Source organism: Massilia oculi (genome assembly GCF_003143515.1).
GTDB lineage: Bacteria > Pseudomonadota > Gammaproteobacteria > Burkholderiales > Burkholderiaceae_D > Telluria > Telluria oculi.
Genome location: NZ_CP029343.1, coordinates 5,157,101 through 5,181,898 on the forward strand (window position 1 = coordinate 5,157,101; position 24,798 = coordinate 5,181,898).

Annotated in this window: 18 protein-coding genes; 1 reads left to right on the forward strand and 17 read right to left on the reverse strand. The window is 68.9% G+C overall.

What is annotated here, in order from left to right; genetic code table 11:
- Positions 1-10: 10 nt before the first annotated feature.
- The 10 genes from DIR46_RS23235 to DIR46_RS23280 form a co-directional block, all read right to left on the reverse strand.
- Entirely contained in the window at positions 11-691 is a 681-nt protein-coding gene (locus tag DIR46_RS23235) for a winged helix-turn-helix domain-containing protein (protein WP_109347343.1), read from the reverse strand.
- Positions 692-698: 7 nt separating this feature from the next.
- The gene (locus tag DIR46_RS23240; protein WP_109347344.1) at positions 699-3,851 is read right to left on the reverse strand and encodes an efflux RND transporter permease subunit; all 3,153 of its coding nucleotides are present in this window, start codon (positions 3,849-3,851) and stop codon (positions 699-701) included.
- Between the two features lie 6 nt (positions 3,852-3,857).
- On the reverse strand, positions 3,858-5,045 hold the full coding sequence (locus DIR46_RS23245) for an efflux RND transporter periplasmic adaptor subunit (protein WP_109347345.1): 1,188 nt from the start codon (positions 5,043-5,045) through the stop codon (positions 3,858-3,860).
- A 280-nt stretch (positions 5,046-5,325) separates the two neighbouring features.
- Positions 5,326-6,165 carry an alpha/beta fold hydrolase gene (locus tag DIR46_RS23250; RefSeq protein WP_109347346.1) on the reverse strand — a complete coding sequence of 280 codons (840 nt, stop codon included), beginning with the start codon at positions 6,163-6,165 and terminating at the stop codon, positions 5,326-5,328.
- Positions 6,166-6,270: 105 nt separating this feature from the next.
- On the reverse strand, positions 6,271-8,532 hold the full coding sequence (locus DIR46_RS23255; protein WP_109347347.1) for a TonB-dependent receptor domain-containing protein: 2,262 nt from the start codon (positions 8,530-8,532) through the stop codon (positions 6,271-6,273).
- Positions 8,533-8,553: 21 nt separating this feature from the next.
- Positions 8,554-9,279 (reverse strand): ABC transporter ATP-binding protein, encoded by a 726-nt coding sequence (locus tag DIR46_RS23260; RefSeq protein ID WP_109347348.1) that lies wholly within the window; start codon positions 9,277-9,279, stop codon positions 8,554-8,556.
- An 8-nt stretch (positions 9,280-9,287) separates the two neighbouring features.
- Positions 9,288-10,688, reverse strand: coding sequence for an ABC transporter permease subunit (locus DIR46_RS23265; protein ID WP_109347349.1), 1,401 nt, complete (start codon positions 10,686-10,688; stop codon positions 9,288-9,290).
- A complete protein-coding gene (locus DIR46_RS23270; protein WP_109347350.1) occupies positions 10,685-12,115 on the reverse strand; it encodes a DUF3526 domain-containing protein in 1,431 nt (476 codons plus the stop codon). The genes DIR46_RS23265 and DIR46_RS23270 overlap by 4 nt, the downstream gene beginning before the upstream one ends.
- On the reverse strand, positions 12,115-14,220 hold the full coding sequence (locus tag DIR46_RS23275; RefSeq protein ID WP_109347351.1) for a TonB-dependent siderophore receptor: 2,106 nt from the start codon (positions 14,218-14,220) through the stop codon (positions 12,115-12,117). Before DIR46_RS23275 ends, DIR46_RS23270 begins: the two co-directional genes overlap by 1 nt.
- Positions 14,221-14,510: 290 nt before the next feature.
- Positions 14,511-14,831 (reverse strand): hypothetical protein, encoded by a 321-nt coding sequence (locus DIR46_RS23280; protein ID WP_162819607.1) that lies wholly within the window; start codon positions 14,829-14,831, stop codon positions 14,511-14,513.
- Positions 14,832-15,142: 311 nt separating this feature from the next.
- Here DIR46_RS23280 and DIR46_RS23285 point away from each other — a divergent pair, with 311 nt between their 5' ends.
- On the forward strand, positions 15,143-17,422 hold the full coding sequence (locus DIR46_RS23285; RefSeq protein WP_229446378.1) for a sensor histidine kinase: 2,280 nt from the start codon (positions 15,143-15,145) through the stop codon (positions 17,420-17,422).
- Positions 17,423-17,439: 17 nt separating this feature from the next.
- Here DIR46_RS23285 and DIR46_RS23290 read toward each other — a convergent pair whose 3' ends face one another.
- From DIR46_RS23290 to DIR46_RS23320, 7 genes are all read right to left on the reverse strand, one after another.
- Positions 17,440-17,805, reverse strand: a complete 366-nt coding sequence (locus DIR46_RS23290) for a VOC family protein (RefSeq protein ID WP_109347353.1) — start codon at positions 17,803-17,805, stop codon at positions 17,440-17,442.
- A gap of 51 nt (positions 17,806-17,856) precedes the next feature.
- On the reverse strand, positions 17,857-18,228 hold the full coding sequence (locus tag DIR46_RS23295) for a response regulator transcription factor (protein WP_109347354.1): 372 nt from the start codon (positions 18,226-18,228) through the stop codon (positions 17,857-17,859).
- A complete protein-coding gene (locus DIR46_RS23300; RefSeq protein ID WP_162819608.1) occupies positions 18,225-19,799 on the reverse strand; it encodes a sensor histidine kinase in 1,575 nt (524 codons plus the stop codon). Before DIR46_RS23300 ends, DIR46_RS23295 begins: the two co-directional genes overlap by 4 nt.
- A gap of 44 nt (positions 19,800-19,843) precedes the next feature.
- Positions 19,844-20,491, reverse strand: a complete 648-nt coding sequence (locus tag DIR46_RS23305; protein WP_109347356.1) for a response regulator — start codon at positions 20,489-20,491, stop codon at positions 19,844-19,846.
- 128 nt (positions 20,492-20,619) lie between these two features.
- Entirely contained in the window at positions 20,620-22,212 is a 1,593-nt protein-coding gene (locus DIR46_RS23310; RefSeq protein ID WP_109347357.1) for a sensor histidine kinase, read from the reverse strand.
- Between the two features lie 15 nt (positions 22,213-22,227).
- Positions 22,228-22,887 (reverse strand): response regulator, encoded by a 660-nt coding sequence (locus DIR46_RS23315; protein ID WP_109347358.1) that lies wholly within the window; start codon positions 22,885-22,887, stop codon positions 22,228-22,230.
- A 219-nt stretch (positions 22,888-23,106) separates the two neighbouring features.
- Positions 23,107-24,795 (reverse strand): CLIPPER-2 domain-containing protein, encoded by a 1,689-nt coding sequence (locus DIR46_RS23320; protein WP_109347359.1) that lies wholly within the window; start codon positions 24,793-24,795, stop codon positions 23,107-23,109.
- Positions 24,796-24,798 lie beyond the last annotated feature (3 nt).

The following is a 24,798-nucleotide window of genomic DNA, read 5'->3' on the forward strand; positions in this document are numbered from 1 at the left end:
AACTCGACTGTCACGGCTGGTCGGTCAGCATGTAGCCGGCATTGCGCACGGTGCGCAGCAGCGGCGTCGGAAAGCCGGCGTCGATCTTCTGGCGCAGCTTGCTGATGTGGACGTCGATGACGTTGGTCTGCGGGTCGAAGTGGTAATCCCAGACGTTCTCGAGCAGCATGGTGCGCGTCACCACCTGGTTCGCATGGCGCAGCAGGTAAGTCAGCAGCTTGAATTCGCGCGGCTGCAGCGCCACCGGGCGGCCGGCGCGCGTGACGCGGTGCGACAGCATGTCGACCGACAGGTCGCCCAGGCTCATCACGGTTTCCACCGCCTGGCTCTGCGAGCGGCGCAGCAGGGCGTCGAGCCGCGCCAGCAGCTCGCCGAAGGCGAACGGCTTGGTCAGGTAGTCGTCGCCGCCGGCGCGCAGGCCGCGGATGCGGTCGTCCACGCCGTCCAGCGCGGAGAGGATCAGGATCGGTACCCGGTTGCCCTGCTGGCGCAGCGCTTCGACGATGCCCAGCCCGTCGATCCCGCCCGGCAGCATGCGGTCCATGACGATCGCGTCGTAGGGCTCGCTGACGGCATGGTACATGCCGTCGCGGCCATTGTCGGCGTGATCGACCGTATGGCCGGCCTCGGTCAGCCCCTTCTTGACGAAGCGGGCCACGCGTTCATTGTCTTCGACGAGTAGCAGTTTCACGGCAGTCTCAGTGGGAAGCCGGCATTGTATCCGCTGTCTCGGCCTTCGCGGCGTGGGCCACCGGCGGCTTGGCGCGGCCGGCGACCACCACGTAGAACAGCGGAATCATGAAGGTCGCCAGGAAGGTCGCCGTCATCATGCCGCCGATCACGCCGATGCCGAGCGCGTTCTGGGCGCCGGAACCGGCCCCGCTGGCGATCGCCAGCGGCGTCACGCCGAGCATGAAGGCCAGCGAGGTCATGACGATCGGACGCAGGCGCGTCTTCGACGCTTCCAGCGCCGCCTCGACCGCGCCCTTGCCCTGCAACTGCAGCTCGCGCGCGAACTCGGCGATCAGGATCGCGTTCTTGGCCGACAGGCCGATGGTGGTCAGCAGGCCCACCTGGAAGAACACGTCGTTTTCCATGCCGAAGGCGGTGGCCGCCCCCAGCGCACCCAGGACGCCGATCGGCACCACCATGATCACCGAAACCGGAATCGCCCAGCTTTCGTACAGCGCGGCCAGGCACAGGAACACCACCAGGATCGACAGGCCGTACAGCAAGGGCGCCTGGGCCCCGGCCTGGGATTCCTGCAGCGAGATGCCGCTCCACTCGTAGCCGATGCCCTGCGGCAGCTGCTTGCTCAGGCGGTCCATGATCGCCATCGCTTCGCCGGTGCTGTAGCCGGGCGCCGGCTGGCCCACGATCTCGGCCGAGGTCAGCCCGTTATAACGCTGCACCGAAGGCGCGCCCCAGGTCCAGCGCGCGCTCGAGAACGACGAGAACGGGACCATCTCGCCGTCGCGGTTGCGCACGTGGAGCAGGCGGATGTCGTCGGGATTCATGCGGTATTCGGCGTCGGCCTGCACGTAGACGCGCTTGATGCGGTTGTCCGTGTCGAGGAAGTTGTTGACATAGCGCGAACCCCAGGCGGTGGAAAAGCTCGCGTCGACTTCGGTCAGGTCCACGCCCAGCGCCGCCGCCTTCTCGCGGTCGATGTCGATCTTGAACATCGGATTGTCGGACAGGCCGGTGAAGCGCACCCGGGTCAGTGCCGGTTCCCTGGCCGCCAGGGCCAGCAACTGGTCGCGCGCATCGGCCAGCGCCGCCCGCCCCGCGCCGCCGCGGTCCTGCAACTGCATGGTGAAACCCGTCGCCGAGCCCAGGCCGCGGATCGACGGCGGCTCGATCGGCACCACCTGGGCGCCCTGGAAGTCCTTGTAGCGCGCGGCGATGCGCTCGCTCAGGCTCGACACGTGCAGCTCGTCGGCCCCGCGCTCGTCCCATGGACGCAGGCGCACGAACATGCGGCCAACGTTCTGGCCGCGCTGGCCCTGGGCCGAGCCGTTGATGATCATGGTGGCTTCGACCATCGCCTTCTCGTCGCCCAGCAGGTACTGGCTGATCTCTTCCAGCACCTTGCCGGTCGTCTCCTGGGTGGTGCCGGCCGCGGCCTGCACCTGGACGATCATGTAGCCCTGGTCTTCCTTGGGCAGGAAGCCGCCCGGCAGGCGCATGAACAAGGCCAGCACCACGCCGATCATGACCAGGTAGACCACCATCCACAGCGCGCGCCGGCCCAGGATGCGCGACACCGCGCCCAGGTAGCGGTCGCGGGTATTGTCGAAGGAGCGGTTGAACCAGCCGAAGAAGCCTTTCTTTTCGTGGTGGTCCGGATCGACCGGCTTGAGCATGGTGGCGCACAGGGCCGGCGTCAGGCTCAGGGCGATGAACACCGACAGCAGCATCGAGGACACCACGGTCAGCGAGAACTCGCGGTAGATCGCCCCTACGGTGCCGCTCGAGAACGCCACCGGCACGAACACGGCCGACAGCACCAGCGCCACCCCGATCAGCGCGCTGCTGATCTGGCCCATGGCCTTGAGGGTGGCTTCCTTCGGCCCCAGGCCATCTTCCTGCATCACGCGTTCGACGTTCTCGACCACCACGATGGCGTCGTCGACCAGCAGGCCGATCGACAGCACCAGGCCGAACATCGACAGCGTATTGACGGTGAAGCCGAGCGCCGCCATGATGCCGAAGGTCCCGAGCAGCACGATCGGCACCGTGATCGAGGGGATCAGGGTGGCGCGGAAGTTCTGAAGGAACAGGTACATGACCAGGAACACCAGCACGATGCCCTCGATCAGGGTCTTGATCACTTCGTCGATCGACGCCTCGATGAAGGGCGTGACGTCGTTCGGATACACCGTGCGCAGGCCGGGCGGGAAGAATTCGCCCAGCTCGGCCAGGCGCGCGCGCACCGCGACCGCGGTGTCGAGGGCGTTGGCGCCGGGCGCCATCTGAACGCCCAGGCCGGAGGCCGGCTTGCCGTTGTAGCGTACGTCGACGAAGTAGTTTTCGGGCCCCAGTTCGACCCGGGCCACGTCGCCGATGCGCACGCTCGAGCCGTCGGGCTGGACCTTGAGCAGGATACGGCGGAACTCGTCCGGCGTGCGCAGCAGGGTGGCCTGGGTGATGGTGGCGTTCAGGGCCTGGCCCGGCACCGCCGGCGTGGCGCCCAGCTGGCCGCCGGAGATCTGCACGTTCTGGGCGCGGATCGCGTTGGTCACGTCGATCGGCGTGAGCGCATAGCCGGTGAGCTTGACCGGATCGATCCAGATCCGCATCGCATACTGCGTGCCGAACACGTTCAGGTCACCGACGCCGGGAACGCGGCTGATCGGGTCCTGGATGTTGGACGACACGTAGTTCGCGATATCGAACTTGCTCATGCTGTTGTCATCGGACACGAAGGCAGCCACCATCAGGAAGTCGCTGGTCGACTTGGTCACACGCAAGCCGTTCTGCTGGACTTCGGCCGGCAGGCGCGGCACGGCGGCCTGCAACTGGTTCTGCACCTGGACCTGGGCGATGTCGGGATCGGTGCCGGCGGCAAAGGTGAGGGTGGTGGTCGACTGGCCCGTGTCGTCGCTCGAGGAATCCATGTACAGCAGGTTGTCGATCGCGGTCAGCTGCTGTTCGATCACCTGGATGACCGTGTTCTGCATGGTTTCGGCCGAGGCGCCCGGGAAGGTGGCGCGGATCTGCACCGCCGGTGGCTGCACGGCGGGGTATTGCTCGACCGGCATCTGGAACAGGGCGATGCCGCCGCCCAGCATGATCAGGAGCGAAATGACGATCGCGAAGATCGGACGGAAAATGAAGAATCGCGCCATTGCCGCTCAACCTCGCGTCGCGGAGGCGGCTGCGACCGTCGGCGCGGCCGGCGCGGCGGGCCGTGCCCTCACCGTCATGCCCGGCTTGAGCTTCTGGGTGCCGCTGACGATGACGCGTTCGCCTTCCTTCAGGCCATCCTCGACCAGCCAGTGTCCATCGACCAGCGGCCCGGTGCGCACCACGCGCAGCTGGGTCTTGTTGTCGGCGCCGACCAGCATCACGGTGCCGGCGCCCTGCGGGTTGCGCGTCACGGCCTGGGCAGGCACGCGCATCACCGACTGACGCACGCCCTGGCTGACGGCGGCGCGCACGAACATGCCGGGCAACAGCAGGTGGTCGGGATTCGGGAACCGCGCTCGCATGGTCACCGAGCCGGTGGCGGGGTCGACCGTCACGCCACTGAACTCCAGGGTGCCTTCGCGGGCATAGGTACTGCCGTCTTCCAGCGTCAGGACGACCCGGGCGGCACCGTCGCCGCCCATGCGGACCTTGCCGGCCGCGATCTCGCGCCGCAGCTGCAGCCCCTCGACGCTCGACTGCTGCAGGTCGACGTACATTGGATCGATCTGCTGGATGGTGGTCATCAGCGTCGCGGCGCCGCCCTGGACATAAGCGCCCTGGGTCACCGCCGACACGCTGCTGCGGCCGGTGATCGGCGCGCTGACGCTGGTGTAGCCAAGGTTGATGCGCGCGGTTTCGACGGCGGCCCTGGCGGCGGCGACGTCGGCGGCGGCTTCCAGCTGGGCCGCTTCGGCGTTTTCGAATTCCTGCTTGCTGACCGCGTTTTCCTTGACCAGCACCTGGTTGCGCTTGAGCTGGGAGGCGTTGCTGGCCAGGGTGGCCCGGGCCCGCTGCAGCTCGGCCTCGGCGCTGGCCAGCGCGGCGCGGTAGGGCGCCGGATCGATCAGGTACAGCGGATCGCCCGCCTTCACGTCGGCCCCTTCCTTGAACCGGCGCGCCTGCACGATGCCGTCGACCCGGGCCCGGACCTCGGCCAGCAGGAAGGGCGTGGTGCGACCCGGCAGGGCGATGTTCAGCGCCACATCGGACGTGTTCATCGTCAACACGGCCACCTCCGGAACGGTGGGCGCGACGGGTTTCGGGTCTTTGGCGCAGGCGGACAGCAGCAGCGCCGCCAGCACGGCGGCGCCGAGGGCCGGCTGGCGCCGGCGCAAGGAAGTGGTCGAGGGCATGTGATTAAATCCGGATTGCAAGGTTGAGAGCGTTATTGTCCCAACCTTCGATCATGCCCGGCGCAGGCTTAAGAGGGGGTGTGCGAATTATTAATTTTTGTTAATGTTCCCTCGCATACGCCAGAATGACCATGGATGAGCGATAGATGTTCTTGGCGCGCCGATAACGGATGAGCGATAGCCAGTGACCGCATGACCTGCAACGCGCCCTGCACATCCGCCGCAGGCAGGAGGGGGAGTATCCCGCCTTCGCGGCCTGGAGTGGGGGGAGCATGCGCGCCTAGTGTCCGACGGTTTCGCCGCGCGCGAAGGCCAGCAGGTCGGCGTTGAGCCGATCCTTGTGCGTGTCCGTCAAGCCATGCGGCGCCCCGGCGTAGGCAATGAAGGTCGCGTGCGGCACCAGGCGCGCCGAGGCCCGGCCGCCGACGTCGATCGGCACCACCTGGTCGTCGTCGCCGTGGATGATCAGGGTGGGCTTGTCGAACTTCTTGAGGTCATCGCGGAAATCGGTCTCGGAAAACGCAGCGATCGCGTCGTAGGTGTTCTTGTGTCCACCTAACATTCCCTGCAGGAACCACGACTGGATCAGCCCCGGCGATGGCGTGGCGCCCGGCCGGTTATAGCCGTAGAAGGGGCCGGAGGGGATGTCCAGGTAAAGCTGTGCCCGGTTCTCGAGCTGCCCCGCGCGGATGCCGTCGAACACTTCGCGCGGCACGCCGTCGGGGTTGTCGGGCCGCTGCACCATCAGCGGCGGCACCGCACCGATCAGGGCCAGCCGGGCGATGCGGCCGGTGCCGTGGCGGCCGACGTAGCGCGCGACTTCACCGCCGCCGGTCGAGAATCCGACCAGGCAGACATCGTCGAGGTCGAGCAGTTCGAGCAGCTGGGCCAGGTCGTCGGCGTAATGGTCCATATCGTTGCCGTCCCAGGGCTGGCTCGAGCGCATGTGCCCGCGCCGGTCGTGCGCGACCGTGCGGAAACCGTTGTGCGACAGGTGCAGCATCTGCGACTCCCAGCTGTCGGCGCCCAGCGGCCAGCCGTGGCAGAACACGACCGGCCGTCCGCGGCCCCAGTCCTTGTAATAGATGTCGACGCCATCGCGGGTGGTGAAATAGGCCATCGTGTTTCCTTTCGACGTGGTGGGCGGTGGCCCGGCATGGATCAGATGCCGGGCTTCGTCGATTGTTCCGGATCGGCAGGAAGGCGTTGCCGACCGCATCAAGGATCAGAACTGATTGCGCAGTCCAAACACGATATTGCGTCCGCGCAGTGGCGACTGGGCCTTGACGAAGGAGGCGTGGCTATATGCCAGCTCGTCCGTCAGGTTGGTGCCGCTGAGGTAGAGCTCGGTCCAGCGCCCGGCGCCGTGGGGGAAACGGTAAGCCAGGGTCGCGTTGAGCATATTGTAGCCATCGGTGCGCGTCTCCAGCGGCGCCAGCCGGTCCTGGGTGAACTGGCGATAGACTTCGAACCCCGCGGTCAGCGGTCCCCAGTCGCCGTGGTAGCGCGCGCCCAGCCTGGCCGGCGGGATGCGCGGCAGATAGCCTTTCGCGTCGCCAAGCTCGGCATGCACGTAGTCGCCGAAGACGGTGACGCGGGAGGCGGGCGTCAGACGGTAGCTCGCCTGGCCGTCGATGCCGGAAAAACGCGCCTTGCCAGCCGTATAGACAAGGAAATGGTGGGCGACGCCGTTGCGGGTTTCGGTTTCCAGCGCGTGGGCGTACACATAGTCGTCGACCTCCTGGTGGAACAGGCCGACTTCGAACTCGAGCGGTCCTCCGGCTTGACGGAAGGTCAGGTTCAACGCATCCGATTGTTCCAGGACGTCGCCACGGAAAATGCCGGCCTCCCCGAGGATCGGATCGATGAATTCCCAATCGGCCAGCAAACCCAGTTCGTAGCTGTTGGTGGCGAGATTGTTGCCGAAGGCGAACAACTCGCGCACGGTCGGCGCCCGTTCGGTGCGGGCCAGCGACAGGGCGGCCGCGTAGCCGCCGCCAAGATCCCAGGTCGCGCCGACCGAAGCGGAGAGCGGACGATGCTTGCGGTCGGGGTTCCTGCTGACGTGGCCCTCGCGCATGTCCGCTTCGAGCTCCTGGCGCCAGTTCGCACCGTACATCTGCTCGTAGGAGGGGATATATTCGTCCGGCACCCTGATGAAGAACCGCCCCGGAATCGGCACGCCGACCGACCGCCAATCCTTGCGCACGGCGACCTCGACGTCGACGGCGCCGAACGCGCGCCGTTCGCTGAGGAACAGGCCGGTGTTCTCGGTCACGTAGCGCGTATGCCCGTCGAACCCGTAGAAATTGGTCGATGGAACGTGCAGGTCGATGAGATTCAGGCCGCCAAACGTGCCGTCCGTGTATTGCATGCCCACCGTGCCGGACCATCCGAACAGTGGCTCGTGGCTGAGCTCGAGGCGGCCATCCCTGACCTTGTTGGTATAGCGGCTATACAGGATGGGGCCATCGATCTCGTCGTGCTGGTAGTCGGTATGGGAGGCGCGGAACCTGAGGCTGGAAAAACCGGGCAGGGGATCGGCGTAGTCCGCCCGCACGTCCACGCGATCGCTGCGCAGGTCGATCCAGGCCGTGTCCGAGTCGGGATTGTCCAGCGGATTCTGGTAACTGCCATGCCCCGCGCAATGCAGGTCGACCCGCTGCGGATCGACATAGCCGTGCAGGTGGCACACGCCATTCGCATGGCTGTGTCCGGGCAGGCCATATTCGTTGCGCACGCGCGTATAGGCCGCGCCGATATAGCCCTTCTTCGTGATCCACGAACCGCCCACGCTGTAGCTTTCGCTGTCGGCGAAGGAGTCATGCAGCTTGTCCGCACCAAAGGCGGAGGGCACGTCATATTCCCCGGCCTTGCGCCTGGCGCCCTCGGCATGCACGGCGAAGTTGCCGCTGCCGGCGGTGACGCGGCCAACCACGGTCTTTTCATTGTCGCCCGTACCGTAGCGCACCTCGGTGGCGCCGCTGACGCCGCCCTCGGGGACCAGCTTGGGCACCTTGCTGTCGATCAGGTTGATGGCGCCGCCGGTCGCGTTGCCGCCGTAGCGCACGGCCGCCGGCCCACGCTGGACCTCGATGGCGTCGAGCAGCAGTGGATCGGTGGCGATGCCGTGGTCGGGGGAGATCGACGACACGTCGAACAGGTTGGCGCCGTCGCTCAGCACCTCGATGCGCGGCAGGGTCTGGCCGCGGATCACCGGCCGGGCGGCGCCGGCGCCGAAATTGTCGAGGTGGACGCCGGGCAGGCCGGCCAGCGTCTCGCCCAGGGTGCCCATGCGGCGGTGGACGAGTTCCTGGCCCGACAGTGTCTGCACGGGCGTCACGGTCAGTGGCGCGGCGTCGTCGCGGCGGGCGGTGACGACGACGGTGCTGTCGGGTTCCGCGTCCGGCATCGGATCGCGCTCGGCGGCCAGCGGCAGGGCAGGCGCGAGTGCAAGGCAGGCGCCAAGGAGGGGAAGGCATTTCATGGTCATCCTTTCAAATTGATGTCAAACGGTAGGCGGCGCCGAGGCGAGCGCCATTTCTTCCAGATAGATCTGCTCGAGTTCCAGCGCCGAGACCTCGTTCGCGCGCAGCGTGCGCAGCAGGCGGCCGTCGCGCATCAGGCCGATCGTGGTCGCGACCTCGCGCGCGCGGAACAGGTCGTGGGTGGCCATCAGCACCGACGCGCCGGCGTCGCGCTGGCGCAGCAGCAGGCGGTGGAATTCGGCGCTGGCCTGCGGGTCGAGGCCGGACGTCGGCTCGTCCAGCAGCAGGCCGCGCGCCTGGCGCGCAATGGCCAGCGCGATCGCGACCTTCTGGCGCATGCCTTTCGAATAGCCGGCGGCGCGGCGCTCGACTGCGGCGGCGGGTACGCCGGCCTGCTCGAGCCAGCCGCGCAGGCGCGCCGGGCTGCGGTCGGGCACGCCGGCCAGGCCGGCGAAGTAATCCAGGTTTTCCAGGCCGCTCAGCTCTTCGTACAGCGCCACCTGCTCCGGCAGGTAGAGCAGCCGCCGGCGCGCGGCCAGCGGGTCCAGCTGGACGTCGATGCCGTCGACCAGGGCCCGGCCCGAGGTCGGCGCCAGAAAGCCCAGCAGCAGCTTGATGGTGGTGGTCTTGCCGGCGCCGTTGGCGCCGAGCATGCAGAAGATCTCGCCCGGCGCGATGCGCAGGTCGAGATTGTCGAGGGCGCGTTGAGCCCCGAAGGATTTGGACAGCGCTTGTGCGTGCAGCATGGTGGACCTCATTCGGTGAAAGTGGCGTGGCGGCGCAGCCGGCGGGCGGCCGCGAGCAGCAGGGCGGCCATGCCGATGACGATGACGGCGGCGTCGAACAGCAGGGCGCCCAGGCGTTCAGCGGGCGGCGCCTCGCGCAGCATGAAGCGCGGCAGGCCGCGGTCGTAGTCGGCGACGGTGAGCAGGCGGTCCTGCTCCAGGTGGCGCTGCACGAGCTGGCGCACCTCGAGCAGGAAGCCGTGGGCCTGGTCCTGGAAGCGCAGCGCACGGCCTGCGTCGCTCCCGGCCAGCCGCTCCAGCGCATCCTGCAGCGCGATCGCGGGCGACACCAGGCGCAGTCCATCGAGCCAGGCCAGGCGCCGTGCCTGCTGCGCGCGGTAGGGCTGCAACGCCTCCTGGATCAGCCGCTCGCCGCGCTCGACCTCGAGTGCGCGGCGGCGCAGGCCGTCGGGGATGTTGGGCGCGGGTACGCGCTCGGGCACGATCGCGCTGCGCAGTTCCGCGCGCGCCTGCATCGCCACGGCGCGCAGCGCGTTCGTGCGCTCGGCCTGGTTGACCGGCGGCGCGGCCAGGTCGGCCACGCCCAGCGCCAGTGCGGGCAGCAGCACGACCAGACCCAGCCAGGCGGCGAGGCAGCCCAGCGCCGCCTGGGCGGCGTTGCGCGCGACCAGGTTGACGAGCAAGGCAAGCACGAGCCAGAACAGCGCGTACAGCAGCGCCAGGCCGCCGGCCTGGAGCAGCGCCGCCGGCCCGGCCTCGCTCGCGAAGGCCAGGGCCGCCGCCACGATCCCCGCCAGCGGCAGCGCCAGCAGCAGCGCGCGCGCCGCCGCCTTCCCCGCCAGCAGGCGCGCCGGCGCGATCGGCTGCGACAGCAGCCACGGCGCCATGCCGCGCTCGCGCTCGGCCGCGAACAGGTCGAAGCTCCCGGCCAGCACCATGAGGGGCAGCAGCCAGACGATCACGAAGGCCAGGTCGAAGCGGCCGGCGGCCAGCACGGCCGGGTTTTCCATGCCGGCCGTGTGGCGGTCGAAGATCGTATTGCTGGCGACCAAGGGGAAGACCGTCGCCGCCATCGGATAGCCTTCGGCCTGGCCGACCGTCAGCAGCGCCAGCTCGCCCGGCGGCAGGGTGGCGCGCAGCGACATCGCGGTGGCGTACAGCGCGCCGCCGAAGCGCGACTGGTTGTCCGGCGTGACCTGCTCGGCGAGCTGGGTGCGGCGCATGGCATGCGTCGTACGTTCGTCCTCGAGGATGAGCGCGAGCGTGGCCTGGCGTCCCTCGACCCAGGCCGCGCCGTTCCAGGCCGCCCAGGCGCACAGCACGCCGAACAGGAGCCACAGCGGCAGCAGCCAGCGCCCGCGCAGCAGGCGCCGTGCTTCCATGCGGATGATGGTGGAGGTCGCATTCATGCCGCGCCCTCCAGCCGGCGCGCGGCAAGGCGCATCAGCAGCAGCGCGCCCGCCACCCAGCCCGCCAGCGCGGCGAACGGCAGGACCGTGCGCGGCAGCAGCTCCCCCAGGGCCAGCGGCTGCGGCGAGAACGCGATGCCGCGCGTGATCGCCGCCACGTCGGTCGCGTACTCGCGCATGCCCGGCTTGCGGTTGAGCTTGATGTCGCGGTTGAGCGCCTGCACCGTCTGGTAGCGATAGGCCTCGGCCTGGGCCAGGAAGTGGCGGTGGGCCGCCATGTCGGTGCGCGCCAGGCTGGACGATAGCGGGCGCAGGGCCAGCAGCGGCGACAAGGTGCTGCCGGCCAGCGCGAAGCGCGCCTGGGCCGCGTAACCGTCGTACAGCCGGTCGACGTGGCGGTTGTAGATGTCGGCGGTCGCCTTCTCGCCATGCTCGAACAGCAGGCCGGCGTAGTTGATGGGCAGCTCATCGATGTGCTTGACGCGGTAGCGGGCGAGCGTCGCCTTTTCGAATTCGGCGAAGCGCACGTCGCGCGGGCTGTGGCCGTCCGGCCCCTTCATCACTTCTTCGGTCACGGCGGCCTCGAAGGCTTCGGCGCTCGGGGTCGGATGGCGCGCCTCGGCCAGCATGGGCGCCAGCATCGGCGCCAGCACCACGGCCACGATCCAGAATGCCAGGGCGCCGGACAGCGCGCCGCGGCTGCTCGCGCTCCATGCCGAGATGGCCAGCGTGACGCCGAGCACGGCCAGCCAGTACAGGCCATGGGCGGCCAGCATCAGGCCGAGGGCCGCGAAGTGGGCGGCGCTCCAGGCCGGGACCGTGGCCAGCGCCGCCAGCACGCCGACCAGCGCCAGCAGTAGCATCAGGGCCGCGGCGTACGCGCCGAAGCGGCCCAGCACCAGCTGCCAGGGCGTGGCGCCGGCGCCGATTTCCTGCAAGGCCAGCTGGCGCGCACGCTCGCCGGAAAAGACGCCGAAGGCGGCGAACACGATTGTCAGCGGCACCAGCACCTGCAGCGCGAAGGCCGGACTGAAGCCGCCGAAACGGCCCAGCGCGGCGCCGCCGTCCGTGGTCCTGAAGCGGCTGGCATTCTGCACGTGGCCTTCGAGCTTGACGCTCGACCCGACGTGATCGGTCAGGCCCGGGTCGAGCACCGCCAGCGGCGCCGCCGGCTTGTAGACGTAGCGCCCGAAGTGGGCCGCGCCATGCGGATTGGCCTCGCCCTGGGCCTCCCATACCGCTTCCTCGGCCACGGTGTCGTGGATGCGTGCGGCTTCCAGGCGCCGGGTGTCCAGCGCCGCATCGAACAGGGCGAGCGCGCTCAGGGCCAGCACCAGCAGGCCGAGCAGGCGCAGGCGGCGCTCGCGCGCCAGCGACCTCCACTGCTGGCGCGCGATCAGCGGCAGGGGTGACATACCGGCGTTCATCAGTAGCTCCCGCGCACGCTCAGCAGCACGCTGCGCGGGTCGCCGTAGATGTTATAGGTGTTCAAGCCGCCCACGCGCGCCCAGTAGGTGCGGTCGAACACGTTGCTGACGGCGAGCGTAACGGCCAGGCGGCGGTCCAGCGCATAGCCCAGCTGCGCATTGGCGACCGCGTAGCCGCCCTGTTCGCGCGGGCCGGGGACGCCGGCGCCCAGCAGCGCGCTGCTGGCGGTCACGCCGCCGCCGCCGAACAGGCCGCGCATCCAGGCCGGCTGCCAGCGCGCGTACAGCTTCAGGCTGTGCTTGGGTTCGAAGGTCGACCATTCGGCGCCTTCCAGGGTCGGATGGGCGCCGTATTCGGTACGCAGGAAGGTGTAGCCGGCCGTCAGGTTGAGCTCGGGAAGCGGCCGGCCGCCGATGTCGAACTCGACGCCGCGCACCTTGACCTCGCCGGCGGGGACGTAGACGTCGATGACGTCGGTGGCCAGCGCGCGGTTGCGGTCGCGCGCATTGAACACGGCGGCCGAAGCGTTCAGGCGGCCGTCCAGGAACACACCCTTGGCGCCCAGTTCCACCTGGCTGCCCACGCGCGGCTCGAGCGTGCGGCGCTGGGCGTCCATCTGCGACTGCGGGAAGAAGATGTCGGCGTAGGAGACGTAGGCATTGACGTCCGGCGCGATATGCCACAGCAGGGCGGCCGACGGCGTGACTTCGCCGCGTTCGCGGGTGGTGGCGACGAAGTCGGTCTCCGGTGACGGCGCGATATTGCGGTTCTCGTTGCGGTAGTTGGAGCTGCGCGCGCCCAGCGCCAGCGTGAACGGGTCGGCCAGCGACAGGCGGGCCTGGGCATAGGCGCCGCTCTGGGTCACGCGGTTGGCGCTGCCGCGGGTGAAGCTGCCGGTCGGCTCGGGCACGCTGTCGGGATCGAAGATGTCGACGTTCGGTACCGCCGCATGGGTGACCGCCAGGTTGTCGGACTCGCGCCGGTCGAAGTTGTAGCCCACCGCCAGGCCATGGCGGCGGCCGAACAGCGAGAACGGGCCGCTGGCGAACAGGTCGGCCGCCTCGCGTTCGAAATCCATCCCGGCCATGCGGCGCGCATAGGTGGCGGTGCCCGTCGCGCGGTTCACGCCCGTGCTCGGGTAGCCGTCCTTGTAGAACTTGTCGACGCTGCGGCGTACCAGGCGGGCGCGCACTTCCCAGCCGGCGCCGAGCTTGTGGGCCAGGTCGAGTTCAGCCTGGCTGGTGGCCCACGACATGCGGTTCCAGGATGGATAGACGTGGGTCTCGCGCGGCGCGTCGATGAAGGCGCCGTCGCTCCAGGCCGGCAAGCCCATGGTGGTCGAGTCGAGATCGTCGACCTGGCGCGTGAACGCGATCCCCAGGGTGGTGCCGCGCGCCAGGTCGGCATCCAGCGCCAGGTAGCCCAGCCATTTGCGGTCGTGGGTGACGTCGTGGAAGTAGTCGCGGTCCTGGAAGGCGCCCACTGCGCGGGCGCGCAGCGTGCCGGCGGCGTCGAGCGGCCCGCCGGCGTCGATCTCGACCCGGCGGTTGTCGTGGGAGCCGAGGCTGACGGCGCCCGAGAACAGCGGCTCGCGGCTGCCGCGCTTGCGCACGAAGTTGATCACGCCGCCCGGCTGGCCGGCGCCGGCGGTCACGCCCGATGGGCCGCGCAGCACCTCGACCCGCTCGTAGACCGCCAGCTCGAATTCCTGCTGGCCGCTGCCGGCCTGGCTGGCGGGGATGCCGTCATAGCTCAGCTCCATCGCATGGCCACGCGCGCGGAAGTCGGGATTGGCGCCGTCGAAGGGCATCACGCTCACCCCCGGCGCCTGCTGCATCAGGTCGCCCAGGGTGAACAGGTTCTGGTCGCGGATCCGTTCGGCGCTGAACACGGTGGCCGATTGCGGGATGTCGATCAGGCGCTGCGGCGTCTTGCCGCCGACCGTGGCGTGCGATGGCGCATACGGTTCTTCCAGGCTGGCGTTGACGACGACCTGCGGCATGTCCTGGGCGACTGCGTGGGCGGCGAGCGCGGCGCCAAGGCACAGGCCCATGAGCTTGCGGCGCGGCCCAGGGCGGCATGCGGTATCGGAAGGGTTCTTCATTGTACTTTCCTCGAGGCGTGCGGCGGCCTCGTCCCGCGTTGAGCGGGACGCGGCAACGCCGCTGGTTGATGCAACGGCGTTGCGAATTCAGGCGCGCGGCAAGGCCGGGCGCGGGCCCGCACGGCCGGTACCGGCGTGCGGATGGAGAGCGATGGTCATGGCGTGGCGCCGATCCGGTTCAGGGTCACGGCGGCGTCCTGCGCAAAAGCGCCGGCAACCGACCGGACCGGGATGTGAGGACGCGCGGGCGCATGCAGCGGCGCCAGGCGGACTTCAGGTGCAGCGACGGATCAGGCGAACGGAGGCGCGCGCGAGCGGAACGCCAGCGCGGGAGCGGCCTCGAAGCCGCGCGCCAGGAAGGTGTGGTGGACGTTGCCGGCCGCCACGGACGGCGGTGGCGGGATGGAACAGGTGGGCAGGGCAGCCGCGAACTGGGCCGCGGCGACGCACAGGTCGCAATCGTGGGCCGCGAATTCGGTGCTGTCGCCCGTCGCTTCCTGCGCCGCGGCGGCGATCGCCGCCGGCGCCAGGTGGCTGACCGCATGCGACAGCGTGGCCTGCTGGGTCAGCAGCAGGAACAGCATCAGCAGCAGTGACAAGGGGCGGCGCACGGTCCGGATCAGCCTGGGCGAGAAGTGAAAAACGGTCGCGGATGGATAGCGACGAATAGGGGCTTGCAGTATAAACCAGAGTCTTCTGGAAACATTAATCTTTTTTGCATAAACGGCGTGATATTGACCCGTTTCATTGACCCTTTCATTAACCCGTTTCTTACTGTGGCGAAGGGGCCACGGTCGATATTGAACAGGCGCCGCTGGAGTTCTCGCAGGGCAACTATTCACGTAAAATCGCCTGGTTACACATTCCCTACAAATTCGCATAGATGCCATTGCCAACTGTCCGGAACCTGCCCCGTGTCCTGGTGCCCCGCGGACTCGCCGGCTACATGGCGCTTGCCACTTCCGTCCTGTGCGGCGTCCTCACCATCATCCTGGTCGCCCTGGTCCAGAACCAGGCGCGTGACCACGTGCGCGAAAGCATTGGCTTCGGCCTGGGCGAGCTGGCCCGGCAGGCCGCGGACAAGCTCGACCGCGGCATGTACGAACGCTACCGTGAAGTGAGCCTGCTGGCGCGCCGCATCGCCGACCTGGGGCCGCAGGCGACGCTGGAATCGCAGCGCCGCCTGCTCGACGACGCCCATCGCAGCTATGGCTACTACAGCTGGATGGGCATCGCGAACCTGGACGGCGAGGTCGAGGTGGCGGCGCGCGGCCTGCTGGAAGGCGCCAACGTCGCGGCCCGGCCGTGGTTCACGAACGCCCTGGCCGGCATCCACATCGGCGACGTGCACGAGGCGCTGCTGCTGGCCAAGCTACTGCCTTCGGTAAACGGCGAGCCGCAGCGCTTCGTCGACGTCGCGTTCCCGGTCGAGGCCCCCGATGGCCAGACGCGCGCGGTGCTGGGCGCCCACCTGTCGTGGCAGTGGGCGCACGACGTCGAGCGCTCGGTGATCGAGCCGATCCAGCAGGGTCGCCAGGTGGATGCCCTGATCGTCGACACCAAGGGCCTGGTCCTGCTCGGACCGCCCGGCCTGCAGGGCACAACGATCGATACAGCCAGCCTGCGCCGCGCGCGGGGCGAGCGCGGCATCGGCTACGTGCTGGAGCGCTGGACCGACGGCAAGGAATACCTGGTCGGCTACAGCCAGACCGGCGGCTATGCCGACTATCCCGGCCTGGGCTGGACCGTGCTGCTGCGCCAGGAGTCGGACAATGCCCATGCGCCGGTGCACCGGCTCGGCCGGTATGCGCTGTGGACCGGCGTGGGCTTGGCGGTGCTGTTCTCGATCGCCGGCGCCCTGGTGGCGAACTGGATCACCCATCCGATCAAGAACCTGCAGGCCTACGCCGACCGCATCCGCCGCGGCGGCGCCGCGCCGCTGGTGCCGGACGCGCATTCCTACGACGAGGTGCGCAGCCTGGCCAGCGCCCTGAACACGCTGCTGGCCGACCTGGTGCGGCGCGGCCGCGAGCTGGAAGAGCTCAACCGCACGCTGGAACAGCGGGTGACCGACCGCACCCAGGAACTGGCGAGCGCGCTGGCCATCGTCCAGCAGAACGCGCAGCACATCAACACCATCATCGAAACCGCCCACGACGCCTTCATCGGCATGGACCTGGACGGCATCGTCACCGACTGGAACACCCAGGCCGAGCGCATGTTCGGCTGGCGTCGCCACGAGGCGATCGGACGTCCGCTGGCCGAGCTGGTGCTGCCGCAGCGCTACCATGACTCGCTGCGGCGCGCCATCGTCGAGTTCCGCACCACCGGCCATACCAGCGCCCTGAACCGGCGCGTCGAGCGCATCGTGCGCACGCGCCAGGGCGAGGAATTCGCGATCGAGATGACGGCCGGCATCGCCGGCATCGGCGAGCGCAGCTTCTTCAGCATCTTCCTGCACGATATCTCGCTCAGGAAGCGCGTCGAGCAGATGAAGAACGAGCTGGTGGCCACCGTGTCGCACGAGCTGCGCACGCCGCTGACCTCGATGCGCGCCTCGCTGTCGCTGTTGAAGAGCGGCGCGGCCGGGCCGATCGACGGCGAGGTCGAGGAACTGGTCGAGATCGCGCACCGCCACTGCGAGCGCCTGGTGCGGCTGGTGAGCGATATGCTGGACGTGGAAAAGATCGAATCGGGGCGCCTGTCGGGCCATCCCAGGCCGCAGCCCCTGATGCCGATCATCGAGGACGCGCTGGGCGCGATGCGGGTCCAGGCCCAGGATGCCCAGGTCGCGCTGCGCAGCGCCTGCGAAGCGGGCCTGGAACGGTTGGCGGCCGAGGTCGACCGCGACCGCATCACCCAGGTCCTGATGAACCTGCTGTCGAATGCGCTCAAGTATTCGCCGCCGCAGGGCGCGGTCGAGGTGATGCTGGCGCGCAGCAGCCGCGGCCTGCGCGTCACCGTGGCCGACCGCGGGCCGGGCATCCCGCCCGCGTTCCGCGCGCGCATCTTCCAGCGCTTCTCCCAGGCGGATGCCGGCGCGGACCGCAAGACCAGCTCCGGACTGGGGCTGGCGATCAGCCGCCAGATCATGGTCGAGCATGGCGGGGATCTGTGGTTCGAGGACCGCGAGGGCGGCGGCGCCTGCTTCCACGTCGAGCTGCCGCTGACGGCGGCATCGCAGCGCGCGTTAGCCGCCTGAGCGTTTCAGCCTGACTGTCAGGCGGCTTCCTGGTCGGCCGTCCACACGGCAAGCTCGTAGCCGTCGGGGTCGATGAAATGGAAGCGCCGCCCGCCGGGGAAGGAGAAAGTTTCCTTGCTGATGAGGGCGCCGGCGTCGACGACCCGGCGCAGGGTTGCTTCGAGCTCGTTCGAATACAGGATCACCAGCGGCCCGCCTGCGCGCACCGGTCCGTCGGTCGTGAAGCCGCCCGCCAGGCGGCCATCGCGAAATTCGGTATAGCCGGGACCATAGTCGGTGAAGGTCCAGCCGAACACCTGGCCATAGAACGCCTTGCTGCGCGCGATGTCGGCGACGGCGAATTCGATGTTGTCGATCTGGTGGTGGTTGCCCTGTGTGCCCATGGACGTCTTTCGAAAGTGAGGTGGAGACGCGATCTTACGCCAGCTCGCCGCTCACCCGTCGAGCAAGCCCGCCGCCGCCTCCACCAGCGCCTCGGGACTGAAGGGCTTGACCATGTAATGATCGGCCCCCGCGGCCAGCCCGGCCGCGACGTCGCTCTGCTGGCCGCAGGCCGACAGCAGCATGATCTTCATGCGGGCAGTCGCAGGCAGCCCCTTCAGCTTGCGGCACAGTTCCAGGCCGCTGATGCCTTCGCCCAGCCAGACGTCCAGGATCAGGAGGTCGGGCACCGCTTCGGCCAGCCGCGCCAGCGCGGCCTCGGCGCTGGAGGCCTGCGTCACCTCGCCCAGCGCGCGCAGGGTCAGGCGGATCAGGAGGCGCAGGTCGGGCTGGTCGTCGACGACGAGGATGCTGCGGGTCGTCAAGAGGCCTCCGGGTCGGCGGGCACGCCGTCGCGCGGCAGCCAGAAGGTCACCTGGGTGCCGTCTCCCGGATTCGAGGCGATCTCCACCTGGCCGCAGTGGACGGCCACGATCTCGCGCACGATGGTCATGCCCAGGCCATTGCCCGGCACGTCGGGCAGGGCGCCGGCGCGCCAGAAGGCCTCGTACACCTGGGTGCGCTGCTCTGGCGTCATGCCGACGCCACGGTCGCTGACGGTCACGGCAACGCCCGGGCGGTCGTTGCGCGCCGCATCCGCGATGCCGATCTCGACCTGGCTGTCCGGCGCCGAATAGGCCAGGGCGTTGGCCACGATATTGGCCAGCGCCTGCTGCACGCGCTGCGGGTCGGCCTGGACCTGTGGCAGGGCCGGGGCCGGGCGCAGCACGATGCGGGCCGACTGCGCCGGGTCCTCGATCCCGGCTTTCACCTTCTCCATTACCTGGGCGAGATCGAGCGGCGCCGGGTGCATCTGGTCCGAACCGCCCGAATCGATGCGCGCAAGGTCGAGCATCTGGTTCACCAGGCCGACCATGCGGGTGGCCTGGCGGTGGATGATGTCGATCAGCTCGCGCCCGGTGGCGGCGTCGAAGTCGCGCTTGAGCAGCAGTTCGGAAAAGCCGAGGATGCTGGCCATCGGCGTGCGCAGCTCGTGGCTGGCAGTGCGGAAGTAATCGTGGCGGCGCCGGTTGGCGGCGCGTACCCGTTCCTGCTCGGCGCGGTGCCAGGCCACGTCGCGCACCGTGGCCACCAGGTAGGCCTGGCCGTCGAGCCGCATCTCGGCGATCGAGACTTCGGCCGCGAAGGTGCTGCCGTCCATGCGCCGGCCCGTGCCCTCGTGGCGCGCCACCGCCTTCGGCTGGATGCCGATCAGGGCGCCCGACGGCTGTCCGGCCAGCACCTGGCAGGGGGCGCCGAACATGCGCTCGGCGGCCGGGTTGCAGGACTGGATCGTGCCGGCCGCGTCGAACAGCAGCACGCCGTCCGGCAGGTGCTCGAGCAGGGCGCGCATGGTCTGGGCACTGCGCCGCTCGCGCTCGGCCATGGCCTGCAGTTCGAGGGCGGCGACTTCGCCCGCGACGATGCCGGCCAGGTCGCGCAGCATCGTGCGTTCATCGGGGCCGAACTCGCGCGGCACGCGGTCGATGATGCACAGGGTGCCGACGCGCGCGCCGTCGCCGATCTCGATCGGCGAGCCGGCGTAGAAGCGGACCCCGGCATCGCCCAGGACCAGCGGATTGTTCGCGAAACGGGCGTCCTCGCAGGCGTCGCGCACCACCATCACGTCGTCCTGCAGGATCGCGTGGGCGCAGAACGAGGACGGGCGCGGCGTTTCCGTCAGCGCCATGCCGACCCGCGACTTGAACCACTGGCGGTCGGCGTCGATCAGGCTGACCAGCGCGGTCGGCACGCCGAACAGGCGCGCGGCCAGGCGCGTGATGCGGTCGAAGCGCTCGTCGGGCGGCGAATCCAGCAGGTCGAGGTCGATCAGGACCTGCATGCGGCGCGCCTCGTCGGCGGGCAGCGGGGCGGAATCAGGGAGTGTCTCGTTCATGTTCATTGGCGTGCGTTGGCGCGAGTTGGCTGTCCTGGCCCTGCTCAGCCTGTCGCCGGCAGCCGCGCGGTGACGGCCGCGCGCAGGGCCGCGAGCGGGGCCGGCTTGGTGAGGTAGGGTACGTCCTCGGGCAGGCCCATGGCCAGCACCATCGGTTTGTCCATGCCGCTGACGACTACCAGCGGCAGGCTGGCGGTGGCAGGATTGCTGCGCAGGGTGCGGATCATGCCGAAGCCGTCCAGGCCGGGCATGTGCAGGTCGCTCACCAGGATGTCGGGCCGCGCCTCGCCGATCCGGATCAGCGCCTCGATGCCGTTGCTGGCCTTGCGCACCGCGAGGTCCAGGCCCCAGGTCGAGATCTCCAGCTCGTACAGGCGCAGCAGGATGGCGTCGTCGTCGACGATCAGGACGCTGCGTGTGCAGGGGGCTGGCGCGATCGGGCGCGCCGCGGCGATCGGACGGGGTACGCCGGCCAGTGCGGCGCGGCGTTCTGACAGCAGGCGCTCGACCGACTCGACGGCGATGCGGCGATGGCCGCCCGCCGTCTTCCAGGCCTGCAGCGTGCCGTTCTCGACCCACATCTGCACCGTACGGTGCGATACGCCGATCCGGTCGGCGGCCTGCCTCGTCGTGCAAAAGGCGGCGCGGTCGAATGTGCGTTCCTCGGTGACTTGCTGATCGACGGTTTTCATATTTACTGATTTTACTGTTTCGCATTTGCCTGTCAAGGGCAAACCACAGGGAGATCAAATTACCACTGAGCAAATGATTGGAACGCAATACCGGTGTGGCGCGGGCGGTACACCGGCCCCCGGAAGGCTTATCCCGCGCCTTCGTCGGTGAACGCGGGCGGCAGGTACAGTGTGACTTCCGTACCCACGCCCAGCTGCGATTCGAGCGTGATCTGGCCGCCGTGCAGGTCGACGATTTCCTTGAGGATGGTCATGCCCAGGCCGCTGCCGGACACGCTCGAATCGCGATCGACGCGGTAGAAGGCGTCGAACACCTGAGCCTGCTGCTGGGGCGTCATGCCCAGACCCTGGTCGCGCACCCGGACCGCGACCATGAGCCGCCCGTCGCGCCGTTCCAGGCGCGCCTGGACCGTGATCGGCGTGCCGGGGGCCGAATACTTGATGCTGTTGCTGACGATATTGGTCAGCGCCTGCTGCATCTTTTGGGCGTCGGCCGCCAGCGGCGGCAGGTCGGGCGCGAGATCGGTGCGCACGCGGTGGGACTGCCCCAGGCCTTCCAGGCAGGCCAGGGTCTGTTCCACCAGCGGGGGCAGGGCGACCGCGGCGAGCTTGAGTTCGGCCGCGCCCCCGGCCTCGATGCGCGCCAGGTCGAGCAGCTGGTTGACCAGGTCGACCAGGCGCCCCGATTCGCGGTGGATGATCTCGACCAGCTCGCGCTGGGTGGCAGGATCGAAGTCGCGCTTGAGCAGCAGCTCGGAAAAGCCCAGCACGCTCGACATCGGCGTACGCAGCTCATGGGTGGCGGTGGCGAAGTGGTGGCGCCGCCGCTCGTCGGTGGCGCGCGCGCGTTCCTCCTGGGCGCGGCGCTGGGTGATGTCGCGCACGGTGACGGCGAACTTGGGCCGCGCGGCCCAGGCCATGCGGCAGTACGAGAACTCGACCGGGAAGCGGCTGCCGTCCAGGCGCCGCGCGCCGGTCTCGTAGGGGCAGCCCTCGAGCAGCAGGCCGGCGCGGCGCCGCGCGACCAGGTCTTCGTCCAGCAGTTCGCCCAGCGGGCGGCCGGCCAGCATGGCGCCGCTGGCGCCGAAGATCTTCTCGGCGGCCGGATTGGCGGCGACGATCACGCCGTGCACATCGAGCATCAGGATGCCGTCCGGCAGGTGGGACACCAGGGCCTTTTCCCAGCCTTCCGGCGCGGGACGGCCGGCTGGCCGCGAACGCAGCTCGTCGCCGGCGATCGCCGCCAGGTCGCGTAGGGTCGCCATCTGGTCCTGGTCGAACTGGCGCACCTGGCTGTCGATCACGCACAGGGCGCCGACCCGGCTGCCGTCGGGCGCGGCCAGCGGGATGCCGGCATAGAAGCGCACGCGCGGCTCGCCCAGCACGAAGGGATTGGCGGCGAAGCGCGGGTCATGTCGCGCATCTTCGATCACCAGGCCTTCGGAGTGCTGGATGGTGTGGGTGCAGAACGAGGTGGCGCGCGACGTTTCGTGCAGGTCGATGCCGACCCGCGACTTGAACCACTGGCGCTCTGCGTCGACCAGGGCGACCAGCGAGATCGGCACGCCGAGCAGGCGGCAGGCGAGACGGGTGATGCGGTCGAAGCGTTCTTCGGATGGGGTGTCGAGCAGTTGCAGCTCGTGCAGGGCCCGGACGCGCGCGGCGTCGGGCTGGGGGTCAAGCAAGGCGGTGCGAACGGTCTTGTGCGGCTCGTGTCGCATTCTTCTTGTTCCTGTCTAAGTCTCCATGGCCTGGTCGCCTGCGCCGAGGATCTGTTCGACCTTGGCGCGCAGTTCGGGAAAACGCACCGGTTTGGAGAATACCGGTATGTCGGACGGCAATCCCATCGAGGCGATCGTTGCCCGGTCCAGCCCGCTGATGACGATGATCGCCATCTTGCCATAACGCGGATCGGCACGTAGCGTGCGTACCATGCGGAAACCATCCATGCCGGGCATGTTCAAGTCGCTGATCAACAGGTCGGGCCTGGCCTCGCCGATCCGGATCAGGGCGTCGAAACCGTCGCGCGCCTTGATCAGCTCGGCATCCAGGCCCCAGCCGGAGATTTCCAGCTCATACAGGCGCAGCAGGGCGGCGTCGTCGTCGGCCATCACGATCCGGCGCGCCGAGGAGGGCTCCCTCGCTGCGGCCGGCTGGTTGGCGGCCGCGCCGCCCGTCACCGCCTGGTTGCGCTGGGCCACCAGCCGGTGCACCGAAGAGAGCAGGATGCGGCGGTGGCCGCCCGCCGTCTTCCACGCCTGCAGCACGCCGCCCTCGACCCACAGTTGCACCGTGCGGTGAGAGACGCCGAGCAGGCTGGCGGCCTCCTTGGTCGAACAGACTTCGGAGGAAGCGGGATCTGGCTGCGCCGGCGGTGAACTGCTGTGCGATTTCATGGATTCAGGTGTGCATATGGTTAAGTGCCCTGCAAGCAAGGCCGGCAAAAACACGCGGAGTACGCTTGCCGGATGGGCAAGCATGCGAAACGGGCATCATACAGGCTACCGGCATGCGCACAAATACGCACGGGCAAGTCAACAATCTATCAAATTCTCACAATTTGCGATAGTGAAACGCGATAATCCGTTTCCTTATTGTAACTTGCGGTGGCAAAGTTATGCAGCACAATTGAAATTATTGCACCTTGACCGATACCGTGACGCTGCCGGTCGCCCCGGGCGCCAGGGTGCCGCTGACCCCCACTCGACCTTGCCGGTAGCGCCGACTTCGGGCTTGCTCGCCACCGTGCACGACAGTCCGGCCGGCATCGCGCCGCAACTGCTGTCCACATAGGTCGTATAGGCCGGGGTCGGGTCGCTCACCTTCAGGTTGTTGAGCGTGGTGGTGCCGGTATTCTCGAAAGTGATGGTGTAGGTGATGGTGTTGCCGGGCAGGGCGGCGGACCTGTCGGCCGCCTTGGTCAGCTTGAAATCGTCGCAGGTCTGGCAGATGCCTTCCACGGTCACCACCATTTCGCCCAGGCCGATGCCCAGCAGCTTGAGCAGCGGATCGACCACGCCGGACAGGATCGGGGCAATCAGCGGCGACACGGTCTTGGTCACCAGGGTCACCACCAGCGGCTGGACCACGCCCTGCAGCAGGCCCAGGCCCGGCATGTCGCGGAACTTCAGGTTGGTCACCAGGCTGTTGGCGGCATTGGTCACGAATACCGTGCTGCTGCTGACGGTGCGGGTCTGCGGGAAGCTGCCGCTCATGGTGACGCTGGTCGAGAACGGCGCCTGGCCGCGCACGATGCTCTTGACGTCGAGCGGCACGTTGACCGCGGCCAGGCCCAGCGCGAGCGTCGCCTGCAGGTTGCCGATGTTGCCGTAGTCGACGTCCGAGTCCTGGATCGTGCGCGAGCGGTTGAAGAACACGCTGTCGTCGATCTTGCCGATGTACAGGTCGGCCACGCCCGGCGCCACCTGCAGGGTGACGGCCTTGGTGGCGGCGTCCACGGCCGCCAGGCTGCCCTGGCCGCGCGCGACGTCGGCATACACGTCGAGCTTGCCGATCGCGATCGAGGCGCTCTGCAGCAGCCCGAGGCCGACCAGGGTGTTGGTGACCGGGGCCAGCGTGACCAGGTCGAGCTTGAGCTTGATGCGCACCGCGGCCGAATAGAAGGTTGAGCCGGTCGGGCCGCATACGTATGACGGCGGCTCGATCACCTGGGCGTACAGCTGCACGCTGTTGACGATGCCGGCGGCGCCGAGGACGCCGCCCGAGATGCCGACCGGGACCGGCGTGGTGAGCACGTTGCGGCGGTTGTACAGCTGGATCAGGCCGGTGAACATGTCGAGCGCGTTGACGGTGCTGGCGCCCAGCGAGCCGGTATCGGCCGTGATCTTGAGCAGGTCGCCCAGGCGCACGGTGGCGCCGGCGCCGTTCAGCTGCGAGGCCAGGCCGGACAGGGCGGTGGCCAGCTGCGGCTTGGCTTCGGCCTGCGCCTCGACCGACAGCGCGTTCGCGATCTGGGCCAGCGTGATGTTCGCGCCCAGCACCTGCGAAGGGCTGGACAGGTTCAATTGCGTCTGCAGTACCTTCAGGAAGTTGAGCAGGTTCAGGTTGCCGCCGGCCAGCGCGTTCCAGTCGTGCGCATTGAGCGAGACGCCGGTGCCGAGCAGGCCGCCCAGCAGGGGACCGAGCAGGGCGCTCTTGTTGGTGTCGACGCTGGCCAGGCGCGGGCCGGCGGTGATGCAGGCGCCGGTGGCGGTGCATTCTGCGCGCGCCGGCAGTGCGCTGGCCAGGCACAGGACCACCAGCAGGGCACGCAGCCAGGTGAAGCTCACGAATCGCGAAGTCATGTC